The organism is Membranihabitans maritimus, assembly GCF_021729145.1.
GTDB classification, from domain to species: domain Bacteria; phylum Bacteroidota; class Bacteroidia; order Chitinophagales; family Saprospiraceae; genus Membranihabitans; species Membranihabitans maritimus.
On sequence record NZ_JAJSLW010000074.1, the window covers coordinates 1 to 530 of the forward strand.

At 46.0% G+C, this 530-nt stretch carries 1 protein-coding gene; it reads right to left on the minus strand.

Translation table 11 applies throughout. The features are described 5' to 3' along the window. Positions 1-530: hypothetical protein (locus LVD47_RS23360; RefSeq protein ID WP_236981135.1), on the minus strand; the 530-nt coding region annotated here is incomplete at both ends.

A 530-nucleotide genomic window follows, 5' to 3' on the forward strand; every position in this document is an offset into this window, starting at 1 on the left:
CCGGAAATGCTCGCGGAAGGGTTATCAGGATCTTCGATTTTAAAATCATAGTCCTCCCCGCCATTGATCGTCATGGTAAAACCATTGCCGTCATCAATCGTCTCTTTCGCCCGGTGTACCGTCATAGTTCCCGCAATAAATACGGTCACATCTGCATCATCTGCCGGTGAATCCAAATGAATGGTCACATCCATGTCACAGTCATACGTAGATCGCGTGGTAATTCTGCGAACCTGGCTAAATTCCTCCGGTGTCAATTTTTCGACCTTGAAGTCATCGTGGTTAACCTTGAGATCACTTACATCTACATTTTCAAAATATTCGATCAGCTCTGCTTCCGTCATTTCGGAAAATTTCTTCGTATCCGATAACTCAGACGGAGCAGGTTCTTCTACTACCGGTTCCTTTTCTTCACACGAAAACAAAAACATACTCATCATCAGTATCAGCAGCGCGTACATCCCGGAAGGGCTGCCAGGTAATATCCGGGAATTCAGTAATCCACGCTTAAGACGTGGTCGGTGGTCGGT